Genomic DNA, 19,595 nt, shown 5'->3' on the forward strand with positions numbered 1-19,595 from the left:
GAACGAAACGCACGCAACCGTGACCCCGGTCACAGGCTGATGGATAGTCGCGGAGGTCCACCGGGACGTGGACACCCATCAGCACGAGGAGGACCCCGTGGCCGCACGCCGGGACCGCACCCACTATCTGTATCTCGCCGTCATCGGCGCCGTACTGCTCGGCATCACGGTCGGGTTCCTGGCGCCGGGCGTCGCCGTCGAGCTCAAGCCGCTGGGCACCGGCTTCGTCAACCTGATCAAGATGATGATCTCGCCGATCATCTTCTGCACGATCGTGCTCGGCGTCGGCTCGGTCCGGAAGGCCGCGAAGGTCGGCGCCGTCGGCGGCCTCGCCCTCGGCTACTTCCTCGTGATGTCGACCGTCGCACTCGCGATCGGCCTGCTCGTCGGCAACCTCCTGGAACCCGGCTCGGGGCTCCACCTCACCAAGGAGCTCGCCGAGGCCGGCGCCAAGCAGGCCGAGGGCGCGCACGAGTCGACCCCGGACTTCCTGCTCGGGATCATCCCGACCACCCTCGTCTCCGCCTTCACCGAGGGCGAGGTCCTGCAGACCCTCCTCGTCGCCCTCCTCACCGGCTTCGCGCTCCAGGCCATGGGCGCCGCCGGGGAGCCCGTCCTGCGCGGCATCGGGCACATCCAGCGGCTCGTCTTCCGCGTCCTCGGCATGATCATGTGGGCCGCGCCGGTCGGCGCGTTCGGCGCGATCGCGGCGGTCGTCGGCGCGACGGGGGCGGCGGCCCTGAAGTCGTTGGCCGTCATCATGATCGGCTTCTACCTGACCTGCGGGCTCTTCGTCTTCGTCGTCCTCGGCGCGCTGCTCCGCCTGGTCGCGGGCATCAACATCTGGTCCCTGCTGAAGTACCTGGGCCGCGAGTTCCTGCTGATCCTCTCCACCTCCTCCTCGGAGTCCGCGCTGCCGCGGCTCATCGCGAAGATGGAGCACCTGGGCGTCAGCAAGCCGGTCGTCGGCATCACCGTGCCGACCGGCTACTCCTTCAACCTCGACGGCACCGCGATCTACCTGACGATGGCCTCGCTCTTCACCGCCGAGGCGATGGGCGACCCGCTGTCGATCGGCGAGCAGATCTCGCTCCTCGTCTTCATGATCATCGCCTCGAAGGGGGCGGCGGGCGTCACCGGCGCGGGGCTCGCCACGCTCGCGGGCGGCCTCCAGTCGCACCGGCCCGAACTGGTCGACGGCGTCGGCCTCATCGTCGGCATCGACCGCTTCATGAGCGAGGCGCGCGCCCTCACCAACTTCGCGGGCAACGCGGTCGCGACGGTGCTCGTCGGCACGTGGACGAAGGAGATCGACAAGGCGCGGGTGGCGGAGGTGCTCGCCGGGCGGGTGCCGTTCGACGAGACCACGCTCGTCGACGACCACGGGGGGACGGCGGTGCCGGACCAGCGCACGGACGAGGGCGAGGAAAGGGCCCGCGCGGGCGTCTGACCCCCGGGGGCCCGCCCCCCCCACCGGGGCGGTGCCGCCGCCGCGCACGCCCGCGCCTGACGTGGCGGTGCCGCCCCGCCACCTCCGTGTGGGCGATCGTCCCGCTGGGCGGGACGGGTGGGCACACGGGACGGCGCCCTTGAGCGGCGCCTCCGCGTTCCGCGCCCGGACCCGCACCACTTTGCGCGGCGCGCATCCGGTGCGGGTCAGGGCGCGGGATCCTCTGGCGCCGGCAGGGGCGCCGTCCCGTTGTGCCCACCCGTTCCGCCCCGGCGGAACGCATGCCCACAACGGGGGCGCATGGGTGGGCACCGCCCCGGCGGACGGGTGCCCACAACGGCGTGGGTGCCGCGCCGGCGGGCGGGTCGTCAGGGCGTGTTCAGGGCCGTGAGGTCCTCGTCCGAGAGGTGCAGGGCCGTCGCCCCCGCCGAGTCCCGTGCCGTCTCCGCGCGGCTCGCGCCCGGGATGGGGAGGACCGTTTCCGAGCGGGTCAGGAGCCAGGCGAGGGCCACCCGCTGGGGGCTGACGCCGTGCGCCCGGGCCACGCGGTGGAAGGCGCCGAACTCCGGGTCCTCCTCCAGGGCGGACGCCCCGTCCAGGGAGCTGCGCGAGATCCCGCCCAGGGGGCTCCACGGCAGGAAGGCGAGGCCGAGTTCGGCGCAGAGCCGCAGCTCCGCCTCGCTGTCCCGCACCGCGGGCGAGTAGCGGTTCTGGACGGAGACCAGCCGGTCGCCCAGGATCTCGCGGGCCAGGAGGATCTGCCCGGAGTCCACGTTCGAGACGCCCGCGAGCCGTACCGTACCCGCGTCCAGCAACTCCCTCACCGCCCCGAGGGATTCGGCGTACGGGACGGCCGGATCCGGCTTGTGCAGCTGGTAGAGGCCGATCGCGTCGCCGCCGAGCCGCCGCGCGGAGCCCTCCGCCGCCCGCCGCAGGTGTTCGGGCCGGCCGTTCACGGTCCAGCCGCCGTCGGCCGTGCGCCCCCGGCCGCCCTTGGTCGCGACGAGCACGTCGTCCGTGCCGCCGCCGTACGAGGCGAGGGCCCGGCGCACGAGGAGTTCGCCCTCGCCCGGCGTGCCGCCCGGCGGGTGGTAGGAGTCGGCGGTGTCGAGGAGGGTCACCCCCGCGTCCAGCGCGGCGTGCACGGTGGCGACGGCCCGTGCCCCGTCCGGGCGGCCCTCGATGGAGAGCGGCATCGTGCCGAGCCCGACGGCTCCGACGCGTACGTCCCCCAGCATCCGGTGTCGCATCAGAGCATCGCCCCGCTCGCCCCGCTCGCGCCGATCGTCTCGGAGACGGCCTTCGCCAGCCACTCGCCGGAGTCGGTGAAGGAGTAACCGAGGGAGCTCGCGCGGGAGTTGGACATGCCGTACGAGCGGGCGAAGGAGAACGGCGAGACCTCGCCGACCTCGACCTCCCGGAAGACGGTCCGGCCGCCCACCAGCTTCTCGATCTCCGCGCAGAGGTCGGCGGTGGTGAGCGGGGAGGCGGAGTGGGCGTTCACCGGTCCGGTGAAGGCCGCCCCGGCCGCCCAGGCGAGGAACGCGGCGATCTCCTCCACGTACACGTAGGTGGCCGGGTGGTTGACCACCGGCACGGCGATGGGCTCGCCCGCCCGGATGCGCCGCGCGTAGTGGTCGAGCCGGCCGGTGAAGTCGTCCGCGCCGCCCAGGACGTGCGCCACCCGCACCGAGGCCCAGGCGAACGGCGTCCCCGCCGCGAAGACCGCCTCGGCCTGCCGCTTCCCCTCCCCGTAGTGCGCTTCGAGGAACTCGGGGTCCTCCCAGGGCAGGTCCGTGTCGACGGCCACCGAGGCCAGGTCGAGGGCGGACTCGGCGACCGGCTCGGCCGAGTCCTCGTACTCGTAGACCTCGACCGTCGACGTCATCACGTAGCGCCGGGTGCGCGTCGCGAACACGCGCCGGGCGATCTCGGCCTGGCGCGGCGTGTAGCAGACCTGGTCCACGACGACGTCGAAGGAACGGCCCGCGAGAACGGATGCGAGCGCGTTCTCGTCGTCGCGGTCGGCGACCAGCTGCTCGATTCCCTCCGGGGCCGGGGAAGAACCCCGGTTGAGCACCGTGATCCGGTGTCCGGATTCCCGCAGAAGCGCGATGAGCCGCTTTCCGAAATAGCGGTTCCCGCCGATGACCAGAACGTCCATGGATCCCGATTCCCCCCACATCCCGACTCCCTTGCTTTCAGGGTCAAGTGTTACGTTGTGCGCTCGTCGATCGAAGGGGGAAACATGGGAGTGCGGGCCGTCCTGCCGAAGGAACCACGGCATTCGCGTGCCGCCGCCGACGAAACCTCGGCGGCCGCTTTCGACCCCATCGACCGGCAGATCCTGGACCTCCTGCAGACCGACGGCCGGATCAAGCTCAGCGAGCTCGGCCGCCGCGTCCGGCTCAGCCCCGCGGCCGTCACCGAGCGGGTCCGCCGCCTGGAGGCGAGCGGGGCGGTCACCGGTTACGGCGCGCACGTCTCGCCGGCCGTGCTCGGGTACGGCATCCAGGCCTTCATCAGGGTGAACCCGCACGGCGGCTACACCCTGAAGCACCCCCGCACCCTGGAGCTGACCGCGCGCCCGGAGGTCCTGGAGGTCCACCACGTGGTCGGCGAGGACTGCTGGATCCTGAAGGTCGCCGTCACCGACACCGTCCATCTGGAAGAGGTCCTGGAGCAGACCTCGGCCCTCGGCCGGACCACGACCTCGATCGTGCTGTCCTCCCCGGTGGTCCGGAAGCCGCTCCTGCCGCAGGCCTCCCGCTGACCCCTTGCCCTGACGTCGGCGTCAAGGCCTACCGTCGGGGACATGCGCATCGGAGAGCTGGCCGAGCGGGCCGGGACGACCACGCGGACTCTGCGGTACTACGAGTCCCGCGGTCTGCTGACCGCGCGGCGCACGGAGCAGGGCCACCGCACGTACGACGAGGACGACCTGCGGCTGCTCCAGCAGATCAGGACCCTGCAGGACTTCGGGTTCGAGCTGGAGGAGACGCGGCCGTTCGTCGACTGTCTGCGCGCGGGGCACCCGGCGGGGGACTCGTGCCCCGCGTCGATCGCCGTCTACCGGCGGAAGGTCGCCGAGCTGGACGGGCTGATCGAACAGCTCCGAGCGGTACGCGCCCAGGTGGGCGCCCAGCTGCTGCGGGCCGAGGCGGAACTGCCGCACGGCCCGGAGCCCCGGTGCGAACTCGGAGCGGTGACGGAGACGGAGGGCTGACGGAGATGGCGACGTACGCGAAGGGCGTGGCGGAGGTCACGGACGAGGACTTCGGCACGGAGGTGCTGGGCGCCGGGCCGCCGGTGCTGGTGAAGTTCACGGCGGAGTGGTGCGGTCCCTGCCGGCAGATGAAGCCGGTGCTCGGCGCGATCGCCGCCGAGGAGGCGGAGCGGCTGCGGATCGTCGAGGTCGACGTGGACCGCAGTCCGGAGACCGCGCTGAGGTACGGGATCCTCGGGACCCCGACCTTCGTGGTGTTCCGCGAGGGCGAGCCCGTGAAGTCGATCGTCGGCGCCCGCCCGAAGCGGCGCCTCCTGGCGGAACTGGAGGACGCGCTGGCCTGAGGCGGGCCGGCGCCGGGGCACACCGAGGCATACAGAAATACCCCGACTAGAATTGACAGTCGGGGTATTGCCTCGCGTATATTGATGGATTCCGTGTCCGATGCGCCGTTCAGGCATGCGGGGATCACGGAGAAGTTCAATAAACGCACTGTATCGCGCCGGGAGTCGAATTGTCAACCGAGGAATTTCGGAATGAACAGAGATTCATCACCGATCTCTACGCACGACTCGACGACCTGAGGGACCAGGCCGAGGCCGCCGTCGAGCAGGCGCTGCGCACCCCCGGGGTCGGCAGCAGCCAGGGGCGGCTCGAACGGGACGTGATGGTCGCCGAGCAGTCCGGGCTGCTCGCCGCGCTCAACGCCGGGGAGAGCGGCCTCTGCTTCGGCCGGCTGGTCTTCAAGGACGGCCGCGACCACCACATCGGCCGGCTCGGCATCCGCGAGGACGACCCGAACCGCACCCCGCTCGTCGTCGACTGGCGCGCAGAGATCGCCCGCCCCTTCTACCTCGCCACCGGGTACGAGCCGATGGGGCTCTCCCGCCGCCGGCACATCACCACCAGGGGCCGCGAGGTCGTCTCCCTCCACGACGAGGTCCTCGACCTCGCCGACGCCACCCGCACCGGCCACGAGAGCCGGGACGCCGACGAGGTGCTGCTCGCCGCCCTCGACGCCGCCCGCACCGGCCGCATGCACGACATCGTGCAGACCATCCAGGCCGAGCAGGACGCCATCATCCGCTCCCCGCACCGCGGGGTCCTCGTCGTCGAGGGCGGCCCCGGCACCGGCAAGACCGCCGTCGCCCTGCACCGCGCCGCGTACCTCCTCTACGCGCACCGCGAGCAGCTCGCCAAGCGGGCCGTCCTCATCGTCGGCCCCAACCCCGCCTTCCTCGGCTACATCGGCAACGTCCTGCCCTCCCTCGGCGAGACCGGCGTCCTCCTCGCCACCCCCGCCGAGCTCTTCCCCGGCGTCCGCGCCACCGGCACCGACACCCCGCGCGCCGCCGCCGTCAAGGGCGCCGCCGCCATGGCCGACGCCCTCGCCGCGGCCGTACGGGACCGCCAGCAGGTCCCCGAGCGCGGCGAACCGCTGATCGTCCCGCACGAGGACGGCGACCTGGTCATCGACTGGGACATGGCCCTCGAAGCCCGCCACAAGGCCCGCGAGACCTTCCTCCCGCACAACCTCGCCCGCCCCTACTTCGTCTTCCGCATCCTCGACGCCCTCGCCGAGCAGCTCGCCGACCGCATCGGAGCCGACCCCTACGGCGGTCCCAACTTCCTCGGCCCCGACGACATCGCCCTGCTCGCCAAGGGCGTCGCCGCCAACCCCGAGGTCCACGCGGCGATCGACACCCTCTGGCCCGCCCTCACCCCGCAGGAGTTCCTCGCCGACTACCTGGAGGACCCCACGCACCTCCCCGAGGAGGACGTCGAGGCCGTCCGGCGCACCGGCGGCACCTGGACCCCCGCCGACGTCCCGCTCCTCGACGAGGCCGCCGAGCTCCTCGGCGAGGACGACTCCGCCCTCCGCGCCGCGGAGGAGGCCGAGCGGCAGAAGCAGATCCAGTACGCGCAGGGCGTCCTCGACGTCTCCTTCGCCTCCCGCACCTACGAGTTCGAGGACAAGGAGGAGATCGACAAGGACGCCTCCGAGGTCCTCTCCGCCCACGACATCATCGACGCCGAACGCTTCGCCGAGCGCCACGAGGAGGCCGACCACCGCACCGCCGCCGAGCGGGCCGCCGCCGACCGCACCTGGGCCTTCGGCCACATCATCGTCGACGAGGCCCAGGAGCTCTCCGCCATGGCCTGGCGGCTCCTCATGCGCCGCAGCCCCAGCCGCTCCATGACCCTCGTCGGCGACCCCGCCCAGACCGGCGACCCGGCCGGCGTCGGCGCCTGGCGTTCCATCCTCGGCCCGTACGTCGAGGACCGCTGGGACCACGTCCGCCTCGGCGTCAACTACCGCACCCCCGCCGAGATCATGGCCGTCGCCGCCGAGACGCGCCGGGCCGCCGACCCCGGCTTCGAACCGCCCCGCTCGGTGCGCTCCACCGGCGTGGAACCCTGGGACCGGACCGTCGACGACCCGGTGAAGGAGGCCGCCGACGCGGTCGCCGCCGAACTCCGCGAGGAGGGCCGGATCGCCGTGATCGCCCCGACGGAGTTCCACCCGGGCCTGATCGCGGCGCTCCCCGACGCCTCGTACGGCCCGAAGCCCGACCTCACCCGCCCGGTCGTCCTCCTCGACCCCCGTCAGGCGAAGGGCCTCGAATTCGACACGGTCCTCGTCGTCGACCCCGACGGGATCCGGGAGGGCGCCACGCACGGCGTCAACGACCTGTACGTGGCGCTCACCCGGGCCACTCAGCGGATGGGCGTGATCAGGCCGTCCGTCACGCGGGCCTGAGCCAGACCGTCGCCAGCGGCGGCAGCGTCATCCGCACGCTCGACGAACGGCCGTGCCACGGCACCGACTCGGTCTTCACCGGGTCGGTGCCCACCACGTCCGAGCCGCCGTACCGCGCCGCGTCCGTGTTCAGCACCTCCGCCCAGGCCGCGAACGTGTCCGGGACCCCGATCCGGTAGTCGTGCCGCACCACCGGCGAGAAGTTGCACACCGCGAGCAGCGGCGAACCGAAGCCGTCGTACCGCAGGAACGCGAAGACGTTGTCGTCGGCCGCGTCCCCCACCACCCACTGGAAGCCCTCCGGAACGGTGTCCCGCTCCCACAGCGAGGGCGTCGCCGCGTACACCGTGTTCAGGTCCCGGACGAGGTCCCGCACCCCCCGGTGGTCCGCCTCCGCCCCGTACGCCGGATCCAGCAGCCACCAGTCCGGCCCGTGGTCCACCGACCACTCGCCGCCCTGCGCGAACTCCTGCCCCATGTACAGCAGCTGCTTGCCCGGGTGCGCCCACATGAAGCCCAGGTAGGCGCGGTGGTTGGCGCGCTGCTGCCACCAGTCGCCCGGCATCTTCGACACCAGGGACCGCTTGCCGTGCACCACCTCGTCGTGCGAGATCGGCAGGATGTAGTTCTCGCTGTACGCGTACACCATCGAGAACGTCATCTCGTGGTGGTGGTACTTGCGGTGCACCGGCTCCTTCTGCATGTACTCCAGCGAGTCGTGCATCCAGCCCATGTTCCACTTCATGCCGAAGCCCAGACCGCCGAAGCCGCCCGGCCCCACCTGGTCCGTCGCCCGCGTCACCCCGTCCCAGGCCGTCGACTCCTCGGCGAAGGTGATCACGCCGGGGCAGCGGCGGTAGACGGTGGCGTTCATCTCCTGGAGGAAGCGGACCGCGTCCAGGTTCTCCCGGCCGCCGAACTCGTTCGGCACCCAGTCGCCGTGCTCCCGCGAGTAGTCGAGGTAGAGCATCGACGCCACCGCGTCCACCCGCAGGCCGTCGATGTGGAACTCCTGGCACCAGTACACGGCGTTCGCCACCAGGAAGTTCCGCACCTCCTTGCGGCCGTAGTCGAACTCCAGGGTGCCCCAGTCGGGGTGGTGCGAGCGGCGCGGGTCCTCGTGCTCGTACAGCGGGCGCCCGTCGAACTCGGCAAGGGCCCAGTCGTCCTTCGGGAAGTGCGCGGGCACCCAGTCCATCAGCACGCCGATCCCGGCCCGGTGCAGCGCGTCGACGAGGAACTTGAAGTCGTCGGGGGTGCCCATGCGGGCCGTCGGCGCGTAGAAGCCGGTGACCTGGTAGCCCCAGGACCCGCCGAAGGGGTGCTCGGTGACCGGCATCAGCTCCACGTGCGTGAAGCCGAGGTCCCGGACGTAGGCGGGAAGCTGCTCGGCCAGCTGGCGGTAGGTGAGCCCCGGCCGCCACGACGCCAGGTGCACCTCGTAGACGGAGATCGGCGCCTCGTGCGGCGGACGCGCCCCGCGCCGCTCCATCCACTCCGCGTCCTCCCACGTGTGGTGCGAGGCGGTGACGATCGACGCGGTGTTCGGCGGGCACTCCGTACGGCGGGCCATCGGGTCCGCGCGGAGGGTGTGCGAACCGTCGGGCCGCGCGATGTCGTACTTGTAGACGGCGCCCTCGCCGATCCCCGGCACGAACAGCTCCCACACGCCCGTCGAACCGAGCGAGCGCATCGGCAGCGCCGTGCCGTCCCAGTGCGTGAAGTCACCCGTCACCCGCACCCCGCGCGCGTTCGGCGCCCACACCGCGAAGCGGGTGCCCGCGACGCCCTCGTGGGTCATCGGGTGGGAGCCGAGCACCGTCCACAGCTCCTCGTGCCGGCCCTCGCCGATCAGATGCAGGTCCAGCTCGCCGAGGGAGGGGAGGAAGCGGTACGGGTCGTGGAGCGGCAGCTCGTCCCCGTCGTAGCGGACCCGCAGCTCGTAGGCGGGCACCTTGCGCAGCAGCGGGACGAACACCGAGAAGAGCCCGTCGCCGTCGTCGTCCATCGTGAGGCGCTTGCCCTTGGTGAGGACGGCGACCTCCTTCGCCCACGGGCGCAGCACCCTGATGACGACCCCGCCCTTGACCGGGTGCGCGCCGAGCAGGCCGTGCGGATCGTGATGCTCCCCGGCGAGCAGCCGGGCCCGGTCGCCGGGGTCGAGCGCCGGCGCCTTCCGTACGGAGCGGGACGTCTTGCCTGCGGAGCGGGCGGTCACGGGGGTGCCTCCTGGGGGCAGGGGAAGGGGGTACGGGTACGGAACGGTGCGGTGGTGACGGGGGACACTCGGCCGAACGGGGGGCGGGTTCTGCTTTCGCAGGCGGGGCCTGGTGCGACGCCCACGACGACTGCTCCGAACGAGTCGCGCCGCCCGTTGTGGGCAGGCGTTCCGCAAGGGGCGGAACGGGTGGGCACAACGGAACGGCGCCCTTGCCGGCGCCAGAGGCTCAAGCGCCTGAACCCGCACGGCAGGTACGGCGCACCCGGGGTGCGGGTCCAGGCGCGGAACGCGGGGGCGCCGCGAAAGGGCGCCGTCCCGTGTGCCCGCCCTCCCCCAAGCTCTCGGCTTCGTTCGAGCAGGGGGGACCCCCTCGCCCAGCGGGACGATCGCCCACACGGCGGGTGGCGGGGCGGGCGCCGCCCCGGTGGGCGCGCGCCCGCGTGGTGGCGGGCGGGGGTGGCGGGCACGGGGCGGGCTCACGAGGTCGCGAGGCGTTCGATCGCGGACATGGGGACCGGGAGCCAGTCCGGCCGGTGACGGGCCTCGTACACGACCTCGTACACCGCCTTGTCCGTCTCGTAGGCGCGCAGGAGCGCCGGATCCGCCCGGGGGTCCACGCCCGCCGCCTCCGCGTAGCCCGTGCAGTACGCCGCCCGGCACCGCGCCGCCCAGTCCGGTTTCCAGGGCCGGTGCGTGCGGGCCGCGTAGTCGAAGGAGCGGAGCATTCCGGCGACGTCGCGGACGGTGGGCTGGGGGCTGCGCCGTTCGTCCAGCGGCTTCGCCGGCTCGCCCTCGAAGTCGATGACCGCCCAGGCCCCGTCGGAGCCGCGCAGGGTCTGGCCGAGGTGCAGGTCGCCGTGGATGCGCTGGACGACCCCGGTGCCGGAGGCCCCGCCGGCCGCCGCGAACACGGCCCGCAGGCCCGGCACGTGCGGCAGCAGCGCCGGTACCGCCTGGGCCGCCGCGTGCAGCCGGCGGTCCATCGCGGCGGCCAGCTGCTCGGCCTCCGGGCGGGCGAGGCGCCGGGTGGGGAGCGCCTCGGCGAGGGCCAGGTGGACCTCGGCCGTCGCGCGGCCGAGGGCCCGCGCCTCGGTGGTGAAGTCCCGTCCGTCGGCGAGCGCGTCGAGGGCGAGCCGCCAGCCGTCCCGGGAGTCCCGCAGGTAGGGCTGGAGGACGCCGAGGGTGGAGGCTCCCGACTCGAACCAGGCGACGGGTGCCGGGACCCGGGCGCAGCCGGCTCCGGCGAGGGCGAGCGGCAGTTCCAGGTCCGGATTGGCCCCGGGACTGACGCGCCGGAAGATCTTCAGGATGAACGAATCGCCGTAGACCAGCGACGAGTTGGACTGTTCCGTGTCCAGCATGCGCGGGGCCAGTGCGGGTGGCAGTGCCGTGGTGGCGTGGAAGCGGAGGGGGCCCGTGCGGCCCGGGGTGCGGAGCCGTTCGTAGAGGAGGCCGCCGAGCCGCGGGTCGCGCAGCCCTTCGTACACGGCCCGTCCGGCGAGCGGTCCCTGCCGGATCCGCCCGATCAGGGCGGGGGCGAGGCGGGGCGGCAGCTGGGACCGTACGCCCAGGAGCACTTGGTAGCAGTCGGCGGGCGTCCCGGCCGGGCGGCCCGGCTGTTCGACCCGTACGAGGAGGTGGAGGAGTCCGGGTCCGGTCCCGTCCAGGGGCAGCAGCTCGGTGGCCGCGTCCAGCGTGAATCCGGTGACCCGGCGGCCCTTGCCCGCGAACCAGCGCTGCCGTGGCAGCCATTCGTGGAGCAGGGGGGCGAGGGACGGAAGGAGGGCGTCCGGGGCCCGGGTGGTGGATGCGGTCTCCGGCATGGCATCGCGTCCTTTCCCCGGGGCGCGCAAGTGGCTTTCGTATGCGTTCAAATGCGCAGAGTGTCCCGGATGGCGGCTGTGACTGTCCGGATGTGCGGGACGTGTCGGAAAGGGAAGATCCGTACGGGTCCGGTGAGTAAACCCGTATGGACCTGAATCGTGTGTCGTTCACAGTGCCCAGGGTGGAGCGGGGGAAACCGCCCCACCCGGGTCGAGCGGGAACTGGCTGCCGCTCAGGCCTTCTTGAGACGGAACCAGTAGAAGCCGTGCCCCGCAAGGGTCAGGAGGTACGGCAGCTGTCCGATGGCCGGGAACTTCACCCCGCCGATCAGCTCCACGGGGTGCGTGCCGGCGAAGCGCCGCAGGTCCAGCTCGGTGGGCTGCGCGAAGCGCGAGAAGTTGTTCACGCACAGCACCAGGTCGTCGCCGTCTTCTCGCAGGAAGGCGAGCACGGCCGGGTTGGACGCCGGGAGTTCCGTGTACGTCCCCGTCCCGAAGGCACGGTTCTGCTTGCGGATCTCGATCATCCGCTTCGTCCAGTGGAGGAGCGAGGACGGCGAGGCCATGCCGGCCTCGACGTTGGTCACCTGGTAGCCGTGGACCGGGTCCATGATGGCCGGAAGGTAGAGCCGCCCCGGGTCGCAGGAGGAGAATCCCGCGTTCCGGTCGGGGGTCCACTGCATCGGGGTCCGCACCCCGTCCCGGTCGCCGAGCCAGATGTTGTCGCCCATGCCGATCTCGTCGCCGTAGTAGAGCACCGGCGAGCCGGGCAGCGAGAAGAGCAGCGCGGTGAAGAGCTCCATCTGGTTGCGGTCGTTGTCGAGGAGCGGGGCGAGCCGCCGCCGGATGCCGATGTTGGCCCGCATGCGCGGGTCCTTGGCGTACTCGGCGTACATGTAGTCGCGCTCTTCGTCCGTGACCATCTCGAGGGTGAGCTCGTCGTGGTTGCGCAGGAAGATGCCCCACTGACAGCCGGAGGGGATCTCCGGGGTCTTCGCCAGGATCTCGGAGACCGGGTAGCGGGACTCGCGCCGCACGGCCATGAAGATCCTCGGCATGACCGGGAAGTGGAAGGCCATGTGGCACTCGTCGCCGCCGGAGCGGAAGTCGCCGAAGTAGTCGACGACGTCCTCCGGCCACTGGTTGGCCTCGGCGAGCAGCACCGTGTCTGGGTAGTGGTCGTCGATCTCCTTGCGGACCCGCTTGAGGAAGGCGTGGGTGGCCGGGAGGTTCTCGCAGTTGGTGCCCTCCTGCTGGTACAGGTACGGCACCGCGTCGAGCCGGAAGCCGTCGATCCCCAGGTCCAGCCAGAACTTCAGCGCGGAGAGGATCTCCTCCTGCACCGCCGGGTTCTCGTAGTTGAGGTCCGGCTGGTGCGAGAAGAAGCGGTGCCAGTAGTACTGCTTGCGGACCGGGTCGAAGGTCCAGTTGGAGGACTCGGTGTCGACGAAGATGATCCGGGCGTCGGCGTACTGCTTGTCGTCGTCCGCCCAGACGTAGTAGTCGCCGTACGGGCCGTCCGGGTCGCGCCGCGACTCCTGGAACCACGGGTGCTGGTCGCTGGTGTGGTTCATGACGAAGTCGATGACCACGCGCATGCCGCGCTGGTGGGCCGCGTCGACGAACTCCACGAAGTCGGCGAGGTCGCCGAACTCGGGGAGCACCGACGTGTAGTCGGCGACGTCGTAGCCCCCGTCCCGCAGCGGGGACTTGAAGAACGGCGGCAGCCAGAGGCAGTCCACGCCCAGCCACTGGAGGTAGTCCAGTTTGGACGTGATGCCCTTCAGGTCGCCGATGCCGTCGCCGTTGCTGTCCTGGAAGGAGCGGACGAGGACCTCGTAGAACACCGCCCGCTTGAACCAGTCGGGATCGCGGTCCTTGGCGGGGGTGTCCTCGAAGGTGTCGGGGACGGGCTCGTTGACAGTCGTCATGAGGTGGGTGACCCTCCGGTCTGCGGGGACGGTCGCAGGACGAGGACGTGCGCGGGTGCGACACCCGGTTCCAGGCGCACGTAGCTGGTCCTGCCCCAGTGATAGGTCTCGCCGGTGAGCTCGTCGCGCACCGGCACGGTCTCGTGCCAGTCGAGGCCGAGTTCCGGCATGTTCAACGAGACGGAAGCCTCCTGGGTGTGGTGCGGGTCGAGGTTGACGACCACCAGAACGATGTTCGAACCCGAGCGCTTCGAGTACGCGATCACCTGCGGGTTGTCGACGTCGTGGAAGGTCAGGTTCCGCAGCCGGCGGAGCGCCGGGTGACGGCGCCTGATCCGGTTCAGGGCGGTGATGAGCGGGGTGATCGTCGCCCCGCTCCGTTCCGCCGACTCCCAGTCCCGCGGCCTCAGTTGGTACTTCTCCGAGTCGAGGTACTCCTCGCTCCCCTCCCGCAGCGGGGTGTTCTCGCACAGCTCGTACCCGGCGTACATGCCCCAGGAGGGCGAGAGCGTCGCCGCGAGCACCGCCCGCACCTCGAACGCGGGCCGGCCGCCCTCCTGGAGGTAGGCGTGCAGGATGTCGGGGGTGTTCACGAAGAGGTTCGGCCGCATCTGCGCGGCCGTCTCCCCGGACAGCTCCGTGAGGTACTCCGTCAGCTCCTCCTTGGTGTTGCGCCAGGTGAAGTACGTGTACGACTGCTGGAAACCGATCGCGCCGAGCGTCCGCATCATCGCCGGGCGGGTGAACGCCTCCGCCAGGAAGATCACGTCCGGGTCCGCCCGGTTGATCTCGCCGATCACCCGCTCCCAGAACACCACCGGCTTGGTGTGCGGGTTGTCCACGCGGAAGATCCGGATGCCGTGGTCCATCCAGAACCGCAGCACCCGCACCGTCTCCGCGACGATCCCGTCCATGTCCTGGTCGAACGCGATCGGGTAGATGTCCTGGTACTTCTTCGGCGGGTTCTCCGCGTACGCGATCGAACCGTCCGGCCGGTGGTGGAACCACTCGGGGTGCTTCTCCACCCACGGGTGGTCCGGGGAGCACTGGAGCGCGAAGTCCAGGGCGATCTCCAGCCGCAGCTCCCGGGCCCGCGCCACGAAGGCGTCGAAGTCCTCGAAGGTCCCCAGGTCCGGGTGGAGCGCGTCGTGCCCGCCCTCCGGCGAGCCGATCGCCCACGGCACGCCGACGTCGTGCGGCGCCGCCGACAGGGAGTTGTTCGGTCCCTTGCGGTGGGTCTCGCCGATCGGGTGCACCGGCGGCAGGTACACCACGTCGAAGCCCATCGCCGCGACCGCCGGGAGCCGCTCGGCCGCCGTGCGGAAGTTCCCCGGGACCGTCCGCCCCTTGACCTTCCGCACGCCCTCCGAGCGCGGGAAGAACTCGTACCAGGAGCCGAACAGGGCCCGCTCCCGCTCCACCTGGAGCGGCAACGCGGGGGAGGCGGAGAGCAGTTCGCGCAGCGGGTGGCGGTCCAGGGCGTCGACCACCCGCGGGGCGAGCGCCGCCGCCAGCCGCACGGCCGCCGGGCGGGACGCGTCGCGCAGCACGTCCGCCGCCGCGAGCACGGCCTCCCGGCCGCCGCCCTTCTTCGGGACGCCCTTCGCGGCCCGCTCGTGCAGCTCGGCCCCCTCGGCGAGGACCAGTTCGGAGTCGATCCCGGCCGGGATCTTGATCCTCGCCGTGTGGCGCCAGGTGGCCACCGGATCGCTCCAGGCCTCCACGGTGTACGTCCACAGGCCCTCGACGTCCGGGGTGACCTCGGCACCCCACCGGTCGGTGCCCGGGGCCAGTTCACGCATCGGGGTCCAGGGGCCGGGCCGGCCCGACGGGCCGCGCAGCACGACATTGGCGGCGACCGCGTCGTGGCCCTCGCGGAAGACGGTCGCCGTCACCTCGAAGGTCTCTCCGGCCACCGCCTTCGCGGGGCGCCGGCCGCAGTCGACCAGTGGGCGGACGTCCAGTACGGGAATGCGTCCCATGAGCGGATTCACAGCATCACCTGACGGGTTACGGGGGTGCGGGTGGTGGTGCGCTCTTTCTAGCTCCGTCGGCGGCCGGCGGGTTGCGGGCATGACGGCTCCTGTCCGCGTTCACTCGAATGGCGGGTCCACAGGGATGAAGCTGGGATGAACGGGAGGCTCGGGGGAGACGGGTCGGGAGGGCGGTACCGCAGGAGCCTTCCCACGGTTCTCGGGTGGGCAATCCGGCGCTTTGTTAACTACTAGGGCGTAGGGACGCGGGCAAGGACGGGACCCGGACAAGAAAAGGGCCCCGCCTTTGTGGGCGGGGCCCGTTCCGCCGTTCCGGAATCAGTGGCGCGGCGACGCGTCCGGCTCCTCCGCGTCCGACGACCACACCTGCCAGGGCTGCCGGGCCACCCACTCCTCCACCGGGGCCGGCTCCACGCCGAGGACCTCCGACGACACCCCGTCGTCGTCCGCCATCAGCAGCGGATCCGCGCCGCTCGCCATGTGGTGGTAGATCCCCGCGACCCCCGCCGCCGTCGCCGGTCCGAGCAGCCGGGCCAGGCCCCGCTCGAACACGGCCGGATCCAGCTCCTCGTACCGCACGGTCCGGCCGAGCCCCCGCCCGAAGGCCGCCGCCAGCTCCCGGCCCGTCAGGGCGCGGTCCCCGCCGACGTCGAAGGTCCGGCCCTCCAGGTCCTCCCGGGCGAGCGCCGCCAGCGCCGCCTCCGCCAGGTCCCGGTGCGACAGCCACGCCGTCCGCGCGGACTCCGGCAGCGGATAGGCGAGGACGCCCTCGTCGACCAGGGCGGGCCCGTTCCACGGGGAGAACAGGTTGTCCAGGTACACCGGGGGCCGGAGCACCACCAGCGGCACGCCGCTGTCCCGCAGCACCCGCTCCGCGAGCCGCCGGGTCTCGAAGGCGGCGACGTCCGTCGGACCCGGCGGAAGCCGGGTGTTGGCGTTGAACACCAGGCGTTCCGTGCCCGCCGCGAGCGCGGCCTCCGCGACGTTCCGCGCGTACGCCTCCACCCGCTCCCCGTCGTACACCAGCGGCATCGTGACGAACGCGTGCGTGGCCCCCGCGAAGAGCCGCCGCACATCGCCCGGCACCCCAAGATCGCCGGTGAGGAGGGAGGCACCGGGGAGCGGCGGCCGGTCCGGCTCCGGACGCCGGGTCAGGCCCCGCACCCGGTGGTGGCGCTCGGCGAGGAGGCGGGCCACCGCGCCGCCCTGGAAGCCGGTCGCGCCCACGACCGCCACCCGCATCGGAATCTCACTGGACATGTGTGTCTGAGGCCCTTCGATAGGCTGTCACCGCTGCCGTGCCGGCGTCCCTCCAGGCTCGTCGCGACGGCTTCGTCCGTTCAATTAACAAACCGGGGCGGAAGTTGAAGGATCGTCCATGGAAACCGTGGGAACCGACCGTCACGACCACTGCGACCCCCTCGATCCTCCCCGCGAGGGCGAGCACGAGGACCTGCTGAGCGAGCTCCTCAAACCCCTCCGTCTCACCGGCGTCTTCGACAGCCGCTGGCACGTCCGCGCCCCCTGGTCCATCGAGGGGGACGCCGAACACGGCTGCGCCGTCCTCCACTACGTCGTCGAGGGCGACTGCTGGGTCACCGCCGACGACGAGACCCCCGTCGAACTCCACGCCGGCGACCTCGTGGTCTTCCCCACCGGCGCCCCACACCGCCTCTCCGACCGGCCCGACCGCCAGGGCGTCCCGCTCAGGGCCGTCCTGCCCGAGCGGCGGCCCGGCACCTCCGGCGAGATCGTCATCGGCGGCGACGGCCCCGAGGGCCGCCTCCTGTGCGCCGGGCTCCACTACGACGCCGGCGTCGCCGACGGCCTCTACACCTCCCTGCCCTGGGCCCTCGTCCTCGACCGCCACCAGGTCGACCGCGAACCGCTGCTCCGCGACACCCTCCGGCTGCTCGCCGCCCCCGACCGGCCCGTCGGCCCCGGCGACCGGCTCATCACGCTGCGCGCCTTCGAGATGGCGCTCGTCCTCGCGCTCCGACCGCTGCTCCGCGAGCTCGCCGGCAACCCGGCCTCGCTGCCGCTGCTCCGCCACCCCGGGATCAGCAGGGCCGTCGTCATGATGGCGACCCGGTTCGCCGAGCCGTGGACCATCGACTCCCTCGCCCGCGAGGTCGGCATGTCCCGCTCCGCGTTCACCGCCGCCTTCCGCGAGCTCGTCGGAGAGTCCCCCGCCCGGTACCTCTCCGCCCGCCGCATGCAGGAGGCCGGCCGGCTCCTCACCGAGACCTCCCTCCCGCAGTCCGCCGTGCCCGAGCGGGTCGGCTACCGGAGCGCCGTCGGCTTCCACCTCGCCTTCCGCAAATGGTTCGGGATGACCCCCGGCGAGTACCGGTCGGGAGAGGCCAGGGCCGCCTGATCCGCCCCGGTCGGGACCGGCCGGCACCTCCCGGGCCGCCCGACCTGACATCTTCGGGACCCCCTGGACGGTTCTTAAGGACCCCTGGACGGACGTTCATTGTCCGGCCGGGGCCGCCCGGAGAGGCTCGGGACCGGCACAGGCGCGACCCCCGAGGAGAGGCGAGACACCGGTGACGAGGTCCGGGCAGGAGCATCCGGAGGGACCGCGCGACGGGCGCGAGGTCCGGCTCGACGTCGAGCGGGTCGAGGACGTCACGGCCCGCCCCGCCTTCCGTGCCGCCGCGGCCTCCTCCGCCGGCCTCTTCGACCTCGCCGACGCCCCCGTGCACCGCCCCGCCCTCTTCCGGGGCGGGGTGCGCCGGGCCGGGGCCGTCCCCCGCTCGTACGAGGACCTCGTCGCCCGCCGCCGCGCCTTCCGCGCGACCGCCGAGGCGAGCCGGGGCTTCCTCGGCCGCACCCCCGACTGCACGGCCGCCGGATTCGCCGCCTCGCCCGCCGCCTTCACCGGGGAGACCTTCGACGACACCGAGCACGCCGTCACCTTCTCCGTACGGCTCCACGCCCCCGGGGTCGCGGAGGACCGGGTGCCCGACCCGTACTGACCCCGCCCCACGACGCGATGCCCACCCCACGACCACCCGGCCGGTGAGCCGTGCCCCCCGGCGCACCGAGCCCCGAAGAATAGAGGCCCCCTTGCTCGGCGACCCGCGTCACACGACCGAGGACATACGCGCCGCCGATCCGCTGGGCGCCGACGCCCTGCTCGCCGCGGTGCCCGCGATGAACGCGCGGGCCGACGCCGCCGCCCTGACCGTCGCCCTGCGCGCCCTGGTCCCCGACCCCGACCGGGCCGCGCAGTGGAGCGTCGGCGGCGCGCTCGCCGCCATGCGGGACCTCGGCATCCTGCTCGGCTCCCTGAAACGGCACGGCGTGCAGCCGCTGCACGCGGTCCCCGAGGCCCTGCCCGTCCTGGAACTCCTGGGCCGCCGCACCGACATGGTGCCCCGCGACACCGTCCACCACTACACGACCTGGAACCCCCGGGGCCCCCGCCGCCGCACCTACACCGGCCACCCCACCGAGGCCCTCCTCCAGGACGCCGTGCGGACGGTGTTCCCCGGACTCGTCGCGGCCCTCGACGACTGCGCCCGGCTCGCCCGCCTCGAACCGTACGACCCCGGTTTCGCCACCGCCCTCCACCGGATCGCCGGGCACGTGCGGGCGATGGTCGACTCCATCGACCTCACGGTCGCGCAGGTCCCGGCCGAGTACTTCGCGCTCACCCTCCGCCCCTACTTCGAGGAGGTCGAGATCGCGGGCCGCGACTACCTGGGGCCGGCCGCCGCCCAGGTCCCGCTCTGGCTGGTCGACCTGACGCTGTGGCAGTGCGACCGCTCCGACCCCGCCTACGACGCCTTCCTCGCCGAGTCCCTGCCCTACGCCCTGCCGTCCTGGCGCGCCTTCCACGCCCGGCACCGCGGCGGGATCTCCGCCGTCGGCAAGCTGTCGGCGGCCGTCAGCTGGGAGGGCGCCGACCGGCTGCCGCCCGCGCTCACCGCCTCGGCCGAGGCGCTCGGCCGCGTCCTGCGGATCCTGAAGACCTTCCGGGCCCGCCACCTCGGCATCGCCCGCAAGGCGTACAGCGACGACGTCCGCCTGTACGAGGAGGGCAGCGGCGGCGCCCCGGTCGCGCTGCTGCGCTCGATCCTGGACCTGACCAGGGAGAACGAGACCCTGGTGCGCCGCATGACCGGGCGCCGCCGCCCCGCCGCCGCGCCCGTCGCCCCCACGGCCGCCTGACCGCGCGAAG

15 protein-coding genes are annotated in these 19,595 nt (G+C 72.6%); 8 read left to right on the plus strand and 7 right to left on the minus strand.

The window, feature by feature from the left end; genetic code table 11:
• Positions 1 to 97: 97 nt before the first annotated feature.
• The gene (locus ACFYUZ_RS23590; RefSeq protein WP_389312282.1) at positions 98 to 1,450 is read left to right on the plus strand and encodes a cation:dicarboxylate symporter family transporter; all 1,353 of its coding nucleotides are present in this window, start codon (positions 98 to 100) and stop codon (positions 1,448 to 1,450) included.
• 368 nt (positions 1,451 to 1,818) lie between these two features.
• On the opposite strand, the gene ACFYUZ_RS23595 is transcribed toward ACFYUZ_RS23590, so the two are convergent.
• A complete protein-coding gene (locus ACFYUZ_RS23595; protein ID WP_389312284.1) occupies positions 1,819 to 2,700 on the minus strand; it encodes an aldo/keto reductase in 882 nt (293 codons plus the stop codon).
• Complete coding sequence (locus ACFYUZ_RS23600; protein ID WP_389312285.1) at positions 2,700 to 3,614, minus strand: NAD-dependent epimerase/dehydratase family protein; 915 nt, start codon at positions 3,612 to 3,614, stop codon at positions 2,700 to 2,702. The genes ACFYUZ_RS23595 and ACFYUZ_RS23600 overlap by 1 nt, the downstream gene beginning before the upstream one ends.
• Positions 3,615 to 3,698: 84 nt before the next feature.
• Between ACFYUZ_RS23600 and ACFYUZ_RS23605 the strand changes: the two genes are divergently transcribed.
• The 4 genes from ACFYUZ_RS23605 to ACFYUZ_RS23620 all read left to right on the plus strand — a co-directional run bounded on the left by ACFYUZ_RS23605 (position 3,699) and on the right by ACFYUZ_RS23620 (position 7,437).
• The gene (locus ACFYUZ_RS23605) at positions 3,699 to 4,223 is read left to right on the plus strand and encodes an Lrp/AsnC family transcriptional regulator (RefSeq protein WP_389312287.1); all 525 of its coding nucleotides are present in this window, start codon (positions 3,699 to 3,701) and stop codon (positions 4,221 to 4,223) included.
• A gap of 42 nt (positions 4,224 to 4,265) precedes the next feature.
• Positions 4,266 to 4,676, plus strand: coding sequence for a MerR family transcriptional regulator (locus tag ACFYUZ_RS23610; RefSeq protein WP_389312289.1), 411 nt, complete (start codon positions 4,266 to 4,268; stop codon positions 4,674 to 4,676).
• 5 nt (positions 4,677 to 4,681) lie between these two features.
• Positions 4,682 to 5,020 carry a thioredoxin family protein gene (locus tag ACFYUZ_RS23615; RefSeq protein WP_389312291.1) on the plus strand — a complete coding sequence of 113 codons (339 nt, stop codon included), beginning with the start codon at positions 4,682 to 4,684 and terminating at the stop codon, positions 5,018 to 5,020.
• A gap of 170 nt (positions 5,021 to 5,190) precedes the next feature.
• The gene (locus ACFYUZ_RS23620) at positions 5,191 to 7,437 is read left to right on the plus strand and encodes a HelD family protein (protein WP_389312292.1); all 2,247 of its coding nucleotides are present in this window, start codon (positions 5,191 to 5,193) and stop codon (positions 7,435 to 7,437) included.
• Here the strand turns inward: ACFYUZ_RS23620 and glgB are convergent.
• The 5 genes from glgB to ACFYUZ_RS23645 all read right to left on the minus strand — a co-directional run bounded on the left by glgB (position 7,424) and on the right by ACFYUZ_RS23645 (position 16,666).
• On the minus strand, positions 7,424 to 9,676 hold the full coding sequence (glgB, locus tag ACFYUZ_RS23625) for a 1,4-alpha-glucan branching enzyme (protein WP_389312645.1): 2,253 nt from the start codon (positions 9,674 to 9,676) through the stop codon (positions 7,424 to 7,426). The genes ACFYUZ_RS23620 and glgB overlap by 14 nt on opposite strands.
• A 458-nt stretch (positions 9,677 to 10,134) precedes the next feature.
• Positions 10,135 to 11,481, minus strand: coding sequence for a maltokinase (locus ACFYUZ_RS23630; protein WP_389312294.1), 1,347 nt, complete (start codon positions 11,479 to 11,481; stop codon positions 10,135 to 10,137).
• A 233-nt stretch (positions 11,482 to 11,714) separates the two neighbouring features.
• Positions 11,715 to 13,412 (minus strand): maltose alpha-D-glucosyltransferase, encoded by a 1,698-nt coding sequence (gene treS, locus ACFYUZ_RS23635; RefSeq protein WP_389312295.1) that lies wholly within the window; start codon positions 13,410 to 13,412, stop codon positions 11,715 to 11,717.
• Positions 13,409 to 15,394 carry an alpha-1,4-glucan--maltose-1-phosphate maltosyltransferase gene (locus tag ACFYUZ_RS23640; protein WP_389312297.1) on the minus strand — a complete coding sequence of 662 codons (1,986 nt, stop codon included), beginning with the start codon at positions 15,392 to 15,394 and terminating at the stop codon, positions 13,409 to 13,411. The genes treS and ACFYUZ_RS23640 overlap by 4 nt, the downstream gene beginning before the upstream one ends.
• Before the next feature lie 330 nt (positions 15,395 to 15,724).
• The gene (locus tag ACFYUZ_RS23645) at positions 15,725 to 16,666 is read right to left on the minus strand and encodes an SDR family oxidoreductase (protein WP_389312298.1); all 942 of its coding nucleotides are present in this window, start codon (positions 16,664 to 16,666) and stop codon (positions 15,725 to 15,727) included.
• 118 nt (positions 16,667 to 16,784) lie between these two features.
• On the opposite strand from ACFYUZ_RS23645, the gene ACFYUZ_RS23650 reads away from it, so the two are divergent.
• The 3 genes from ACFYUZ_RS23650 (at position 16,785) to ACFYUZ_RS23660 (ending at position 19,585) form a co-directional block, all read left to right on the plus strand.
• Positions 16,785 to 17,783, plus strand: coding sequence for an AraC family transcriptional regulator (locus ACFYUZ_RS23650; protein WP_389312300.1), 999 nt, complete (start codon positions 16,785 to 16,787; stop codon positions 17,781 to 17,783).
• A gap of 172 nt (positions 17,784 to 17,955) precedes the next feature.
• A complete protein-coding gene (locus ACFYUZ_RS23655) occupies positions 17,956 to 18,387 on the plus strand; it encodes a 4-hydroxyphenylacetate 3-hydroxylase N-terminal domain-containing protein (RefSeq protein ID WP_389312302.1) in 432 nt (143 codons plus the stop codon).
• Between the two features lie 91 nt (positions 18,388 to 18,478).
• A complete protein-coding gene (locus tag ACFYUZ_RS23660; protein WP_389312647.1) occupies positions 18,479 to 19,585 on the plus strand; it encodes a monodechloroaminopyrrolnitrin synthase PrnB family protein in 1,107 nt (368 codons plus the stop codon).
• Positions 19,586 to 19,595 lie beyond the last annotated feature (10 nt).

Origin of the sequence: Streptomyces sp. NPDC004266 (assembly GCF_042874095.1) — a bacterium.
Classification (GTDB): domain Bacteria; phylum Actinomycetota; class Actinomycetes; order Streptomycetales; family Streptomycetaceae; genus Streptomyces.